We start from the raw sequence: 7,243 nt of genomic DNA on the forward strand, positions 1-7,243 counted from the left end.
GACATGGATTAGATTATTTTTTTAATAATGCCCACAATAATAAAAGCATGGCCATTGTTTAATAAACAAACAATGTACTTGGGATTGTATTATACTTATAAAAAAGCGGTTGATTACACCAGGGAAATAAAATCAACACCAACGATTTTATAATGACTTTAAATAATAACGATTTGATTTAAAATTAATTTGGAGAATAATGTGTCAAAATGGGAAGCATTACTTACATCTTTATCCTTAAATCCTAAAAAGCCTAATCCGCGGGACATAAGCAAATTAGAGCTATGGTATTTACAGAATGTTAGTAAACAACCTCTTTATGAAAACTCTACTACAGCTGATAAAAAATTAACTCTTCTAAAGCAAGAAATTTCGCATTTTCTTGATACAGTCGCTGACATTTCAGTCGACAAGTGTTCTGAGAAATTTGATCATTTAGGAGGTATGAATGCAATACAATACGCCAGTAAGAAAGGATATGATCTTTACCTGAATACGATTTTAGAAAAAGATAGGAAGGCAGTTAATCTTGCTACAAGTGGCCAATTATCGCCCTTACATCTTGCTGCACTTTATGGCCATCATTTTGCAGCAACAGTTTTACTTGAGCACGGCGCGAAGTCTAACTCACTGACTCGACTGCAACAATCTCCAGCTCATTTAGCTCTGACCATGCCACCATCAACCTCAGCTAAAGATAGGCCTTCTCTCATGGAAAGAAAGTATGCCATTTTTTATGACCTCTTGGTTAATAACTCAAGAAATATCATTGCAACTGATGATAGTGATAATACACTAGCCCATGTGGCCGCAGAAAATGGATTTTCTACCGTCCTTGAAGACTTGCTTGACTATCCAAACCTCCTGAAGATGAAAAACTCATCTTCTCATACACCGCTCCATTCAGCAATTTTAAATAACCAAAGCGGATGTATAGAAGTTCTGATTAAAGAAGAAGCATTATTAGCTATACCTGATAAAAATGGCCGCTTGCCTATACATTACGCCGCGATGTATAGCCAAGACTCTATGCTCGAACATTTTGCGAGAGTTCCTTATCTCGATTATCAAGATCTTAATTTAAAGACCCCTTTAATGTTAGCAGCAGAACAAGGACATACTGAGAAGGTAAAGCGACTCATTGAAAAAGGTGCAAATCCAGCATTGCAGGATCAATATGGCAGAGATGTTCTTCATTATGCATTGATGTCGTTAAATACTGAGTTAGTTACGTGGCTCGTTTCTAATGTTGAAGGGATCAATGTAAATCAACAAGATAAATATGGGCGAACAGGACTAATGAACTTGTTACAAGAGACAGAGCCTGATGATCCAAACCTTCAGATAGTTGAGATATTAGCGCATGTCCTAATTGAGGCCGGTGCCAAATCAGAGCAAACAGATAAAATGGGTAAATCATTACAAGATTATCTTGATAGCAAATTTACTCGTTCTGCAATGAATACACTCGCCTAATTAATACTGAGTAGGTGCCCTATGATAAAGAAAGTCCAGTTGTTTAAAAAAGAATATGAGGATGAGACTTTTATAGATGATATTAATAGCGATATAGAAAAATTAAATCGTTTAATTGATATATATAACGTAGCTCCCCATGCCCAGAAGGCTGAAGCATTATTACAGGTGCGCCAACAATTACTCAAAATCGATGCGAATGTGGGAGGAGAGTTAGCTGTTGTAATAGTTTCTTCAAGCTTCCCTTATACTAAATTCTATCAAGAGATATTCAAAGAAATTCGGGATGAGCTGGCACTTTTAGGTTGTCCTGGTTTTAGTGCAAAGCAAATTAATCAATGGGACATAGAAAATTGTAAAAAGAACGAAAGAATCCCTTCCGCAGTATTATTTGAGAAGGAAAACCAGCCAGATTTTTTAGCGCAAGTTTTTGGTACAAAAACATCAACAACCATTGTAAAAACTACTCGTTTATTGAAAGAAATCGATCTGAGAGTTATTGATGAAAATACGGAGGAAAATTATTATCAACTTTCCATTTTAAAACAATCGATTCGCGAATTGATTGCCTCAGAAACCATTTCTACCGCAGATAGAACAACATTAAATGACCTCATTGCGAGGGTAAACAACCGGTTATCGAATATAGTAGAAAATAATCCTCGATTACGTTCTAAAGTTTACCCTCCCCAAGACGCAAATTTGGCACAAAACATCGACAATTTAAGTTATGAGACAGCACAAAAAATTGTAAAGATTCTCTCATTTCCCAAAAAATTTGATGCGGATACATTTCATCAAGAATTTGACGCCATACTTCCTGGATTAGAAAAATATCAAATAAAATTTTTAGGTGGTGGAAATGCCCAAAATTATTTACTTACTGATAATGAAACTGGCCTGCGGCAAGTTTTAAAAATTACCCCCAACAAAGGAAATTACAGAAAAACCTATGAGCGCCTTAAACAAACTGCAGTAAGGGACAGTCTTGCAGAAGTATATGCATCTCAGCAAGCGATCCAGAAGCGATCTGGTGATTATATATACAGTCTTGAACTTACTGAGTTTTGTGCAAAAGGCGATGTATTATCTCATGGCATGAAAGTACAAGCAAAAATTGCACTTATTGAAAAAGATATTGCAGGTACCGTTGAAGAATCTGACCAGATAGAACTACAAAAATTATGTGATGAGTTCACAGAATATGATGAAATTTCAGCTGATGAGAAACGACAAATTCTTACTCAGTTAAGAGAAACTCAGGTTTTAAATGCAGTCAATATTTATAGCCAAATGGCTGATATTTTTTTAAATTTTCAAGCAAACAATGGTTTTTTCCCGGATGCAAAGCCCACAAATTTTTTAGTGACTGAATTCGATCAAGTTCTTATCGCTGATACAAAATCGTTCTTAAATTCTGAAAATGGACTTGTGAATCCCCGCAAAATACAAAAAGAAGGCTTTTTGCAATATTCATCGGGATTTCGTTCCCCACAATTTGAACATGGGGATCAAACTGGAGAATTGTTTTCTGCAGAGAAAGAACATTCCTATCTCATGGGGCTAAGCTTGTATTGTTATATAACTGGCACGGATATTAATGAAGTTCCCGTAGAAGCAAAAGATCATCCTGATTTTCTGAACTTTGATGGGGATGTATTTCAATCACCCAAAGGTCAAAAAATTAAAGCGCTGATTCAAGGTTTAACTCATCATGATGCAGATCAACGGCTCAATATCCAGCAGGCAAAAGATGCATTACATGCTATTACACATGACATCAAAGTTGAAAAATCCCCCTTTAAATCAAAAACCGAAGCCTACTTTTATGCTTTGCACAACCTAATGGAACTTGCAAAAACCTCAAACGATGAAAAGCTCCAACAAGCAATTAAAGAGATGAAGATTCTAATTGAAAACCATGAACAGAATCCTGGGAAGGCTGTAACTATTTTAACTTCTCTCGCATCACAACTTGAAGATGAGGGACAACAAACCCTGCTTCGCGATATTGCTTCAGCCATTCAAAATAGCGCCTATCAACAAACACTCCAAGAAAAATATGACAATCCATTGGCAAGACGTTTTGAATCAGAAATGCAAATCGCCTTACTCAAGAGCCCGACAGATAAGATGATGGAGTCCGTTGGTCATGTATCTCAAGCCTTAATAAACGTTTTTAAGCAAATGGAACAGCTTAACTATAAGGATATACTGGAAGAGTTTGCAGAAAATTTAACAAGTGGGAAAGAGCAGACAGGTTTTGGCTCGCAGCCAGAATCAATTAAAATTGAGCAAGTGAGACAAATTTTACAAAGAAATGATCCTAATGAATTAAATCAAATCATGTTCATCCAATTTCTTTTTGCTCAAAAGTGGATGCGACAACTACCTGAATCGATTCTACCTCCGAATAAAAATGAACCTACAGGAAGAATGCTTGAATTAGTTAAAGAATATAATGATGGAGAATATAGAGATAATCCCCAGGCATTTTTTAATGAATTTGATAATGAGAAATTGAAATTTATTTCTGATAAACAAATGTATGGTTCCAAATTATTCACTGCGGATCCAACAAGAGGACGGCAAGGAAGTCTGCCAACGACATTTTCGAGTCAAATGGGGCTAATGCGGCTAGGGCAGAATCAGGAAGGTTTGGACGTCGATCGTTCCAGTTGGACACCTGACGTAAAATATCAAGAGGCAAATCTAGACTCTCCATTTACTCGAGACTTGATTGAGAATGATGCGGTCTATGCAGCAGGACCATCAGGTATGACCAGTTTATTTATGGGCATTATGGAAAACTATGGGAATTTTACAACCGTTGAAGCAAAGCAAAATTACTTATCCGCTGTGTCTGCCTATATGGTAAGCGGAGGACTTCATAGTTTGCATGAGGTCCTTGGACCTGCACAGTATGCACTGAATCTGATACCTGGTTATCAGGTATCACCGCCGAGTAAAGATGAAGTTGCCAGTCCACCTAATTTTCATCAGTTTTACCAACAACAAATGAGTTTGGATCCTCAATTTGAAGAACGATATCAGCGAGGATGGGAAAAAATGATGGAGGCTTATGCGAAACAAAAGGATCAATTTGTCCATGCACCTGTAGCGAGTCTGTCCGCGGTTGAACAAAAAGTATTGACAAGTAATCCTCCAGAAAATCCCTATGCAAGTCTATCAGAAGATAAAATGCGCACGATGTTGCAGAAAAATCCGGAACTCAATCCTGTTCCTGTTCAACAGGACTTGGTAAATAAGGAAAAAGAGAAATATAAAGGGAGTAAAGAGAGTTATATTAAACAGAATTTAATGAAAATAAGCGTTCATTATATGAAAGGTGATGAACAAAAATTGGAAGAGGCAATTAATTTCTTACTAAAAACTGTATGTAAAACAAGAACCAATATTCTCTATTCTTATTCTACATCAACCACCTCAGCTATAAATTTAGCTAATGAAATATGTAAAGATGAAGGGTTGAGAAAAGTTTTTGGCATCCATGGCGATAATCCAACAGATTGGAAAAAGGAACTAAACGCCAGGATGGAAGCAGCCTGCAATGACGAAAACATTGTTGTCCCCGACTTTTCAGAAAGCCCTAAAAATAAAAACTTATAAAGTATTGAACTTTCTAGATTAAACATTTTTTTAAAATTAAGGCTACATCAGGTATTTCGCTCCCCCAAAAAACTAAAATTCACTGGTGATTTCGGATTCAAGTTGCTCCTAACCTGTTTATATACTGCAATCTAACACTCATTGAGCATCATAATGCTTGATGATAATAGGCTCATGAAGATTAAAAAGTGAATTTTGAAATCTAAATTAAATTGAATTGTTAGGAAAACGCACAGCATTTTTTTACTTATTCTCTTGAGTAATTCAATAGCCCCAAATCAATTTTTTTCGAACCATATGTATATTAATTGATACAAAACAATGAGTTAATCTGTATAATAAATTCCATGCACTTGGTGGAATATTAAATGAATCGCTTCATTCTTAATCCGTACTTTAATCTGTTGGCTTATTTATTTTAAAATACACAATGAATTATAAAATCGCTGAAAAATACCTCACTGTAATTAAAAAATCACTTACTGGTTCTTTAGACACTTCTCAGCCAGACCACTGGCATTTTAATATTGCTTCCGCCAAAGCCTTTAAATCATTTATGACAAATGGCCAAGTTAGAACGCTCATTGGTCCTAAACGATTGGATAATATAGAGCAATCAATTAAACATATAACGAATAACCATGTTGTTGGTGATATTGTTGAAGCTGGCTGCTGGCGTGGCGGTGCTTTATTGTATTTAAAAGCCTGTCTGAATGTTTATGGTAATCCCGATTCAATACCCAGAAAGGTTTGGGGGGCTGATTTATTTCCCGAATCAAGCACGCTAGTGACTTCCTATTCCAAATTAATTCGCCTCAAAATTTTATTAAAAATCAGGAAGCTATTGCCTCAAAAGGCGCGACAGCGTTTAGCAAATTCTGTGATGGAAGCTTTTCCTTATGAAATGTACGACGAAGCAACTTTAAGTAAAATTTTTGCTCTCGCCAATTCATTAACCTACATTAAAAAAGAGTCCTTAATTTCAACCTCTCATCATGATCTTCTAGAAGCATTCAAACGATATGATCTAAATGATGACTCCATAAAATTAATGCCCGGCTGGTTTCAAGATACCTTGCCGCAAATGCAACAGCAAATCGAACATATTGCCCTTTTGCGGATTGACGCTGATTTTTATCAATCAACATTGGACGTACTTAATGCCTTATACCCAAAGCTATCGCAAAATGGTATTTGCATTATTGATGATTATGGTGGCTTTACTGAATGTCAAAGAGCTGTGGATGAGTATCGTAAACAGCATCAAATTACGGAGCCCATGGAATCAGTTGACGGTACGTGTTATTACTGGATCGTCAAGAATCGCATCCAACAATGAAGTTAACACCTGGCCTGGCCCAAGCTCAACAAAGTCCAAATAGCCTAAAGCCAAACAATATTCTATGCTTTGATGCCAAAATACAGGGCTCACTAACTGTTGGCTGAGTAGCTTGGGCATCGCTGTCAAACAATCAACATGGGCCCGTGCAGTTGCATTTAATAGGATAGGATATCGCGGTTGATGCAACTGAAATTGCTTGAGATAGGAATAAAAGGTTTCAGCCGCCGTATGCATCAAGGGTGAATGAAATGCTCCGCTAACCTTTAAAGGAATAAAACGCCCTTCAGTGAATAACTGCGAACTGGCAGCAATCGATTCCTTTGTCCCTGAAATTACTGTTTGCATTGGAGAATTATAATTAGCAATCACCAAGGGCAGCCGGTTTTCTTCGATAATCGCCTCAATTTTAGCCGCATTTATTCCCAAAATTGCTGCCATAGCCCCCTCTTTCGCTTCACTCATCAATTCTGCGCGTCGTTTAACGATGTTCAAGCCAGTAGCAAAATCAAAAACGCCAGCCGCATACAGTGCCGCATACTCACCTAAACTATGTCCCAATACCATATCCACCTTTAAATGAGCCTTTCTCTCAAGCCAATCCATAATTGAAACACAATAAATAAGCGGCTGAGTGTATTGCGTTTGGTTCATTTCCTCACCAAATACAGCGCGCTCAATGTCATAACCGAGGAGCTGATTCGCCTCAGCAACCAGATCAGGAAACAATTTAAATAACTCCTTTCCCATTCCTTTGTATTGTGAACCTTGGCCTGGAAATAATAATACACTCATAAC

Annotated in this window: 4 protein-coding genes; 3 read left to right on the top strand and 1 reads right to left on the bottom strand. The window is 37.0% G+C overall.

The window, feature by feature from the left end; genetic code table 11:
* Positions 1–201: 201 nt before the first annotated feature.
* The 3 genes from ELY20_RS01645 to ELY20_RS01655 all read left to right on the top strand — a co-directional run bounded on the left by ELY20_RS01645 (position 202) and on the right by ELY20_RS01655 (position 6,445).
* Positions 202–1,476 carry an ankyrin repeat domain-containing protein gene (locus ELY20_RS01645; RefSeq protein WP_110141107.1) on the top strand — a complete coding sequence of 425 codons (1,275 nt, stop codon included), beginning with the start codon at positions 202–204 and terminating at the stop codon, positions 1,474–1,476.
* Positions 1,477–1,497: 21 nt separating this feature from the next.
* Positions 1,498–5,106: a hypothetical protein gene (locus ELY20_RS01650; RefSeq protein ID WP_110141106.1), complete on the top strand. Its 3,609-nt coding sequence runs from the start codon at positions 1,498–1,500 to the stop codon at positions 5,104–5,106.
* Positions 5,107–5,536: 430 nt separating this feature from the next.
* On the top strand, positions 5,537–6,445 hold the full coding sequence (locus ELY20_RS01655; protein WP_110141105.1) for a TylF/MycF/NovP-related O-methyltransferase: 909 nt from the start codon (positions 5,537–5,539) through the stop codon (positions 6,443–6,445).
* Here ELY20_RS01655 and fabD read toward each other — a convergent pair.
* Entirely contained in the window at positions 6,392–7,240 is an 849-nt protein-coding gene (gene fabD / locus ELY20_RS01660; protein WP_110141104.1) for an ACP S-malonyltransferase, read from the bottom strand. The genes ELY20_RS01655 and fabD overlap by 54 nt on opposite strands.
* Between the last annotated feature and the right edge of the window lie 3 nt (positions 7,241–7,243).

This window comes from Legionella qingyii (genome assembly GCF_003990155.1).
In the GTDB taxonomy this organism is placed as follows: Bacteria; Pseudomonadota; Gammaproteobacteria; order Legionellales; family Legionellaceae; genus Legionella; species Legionella qingyii.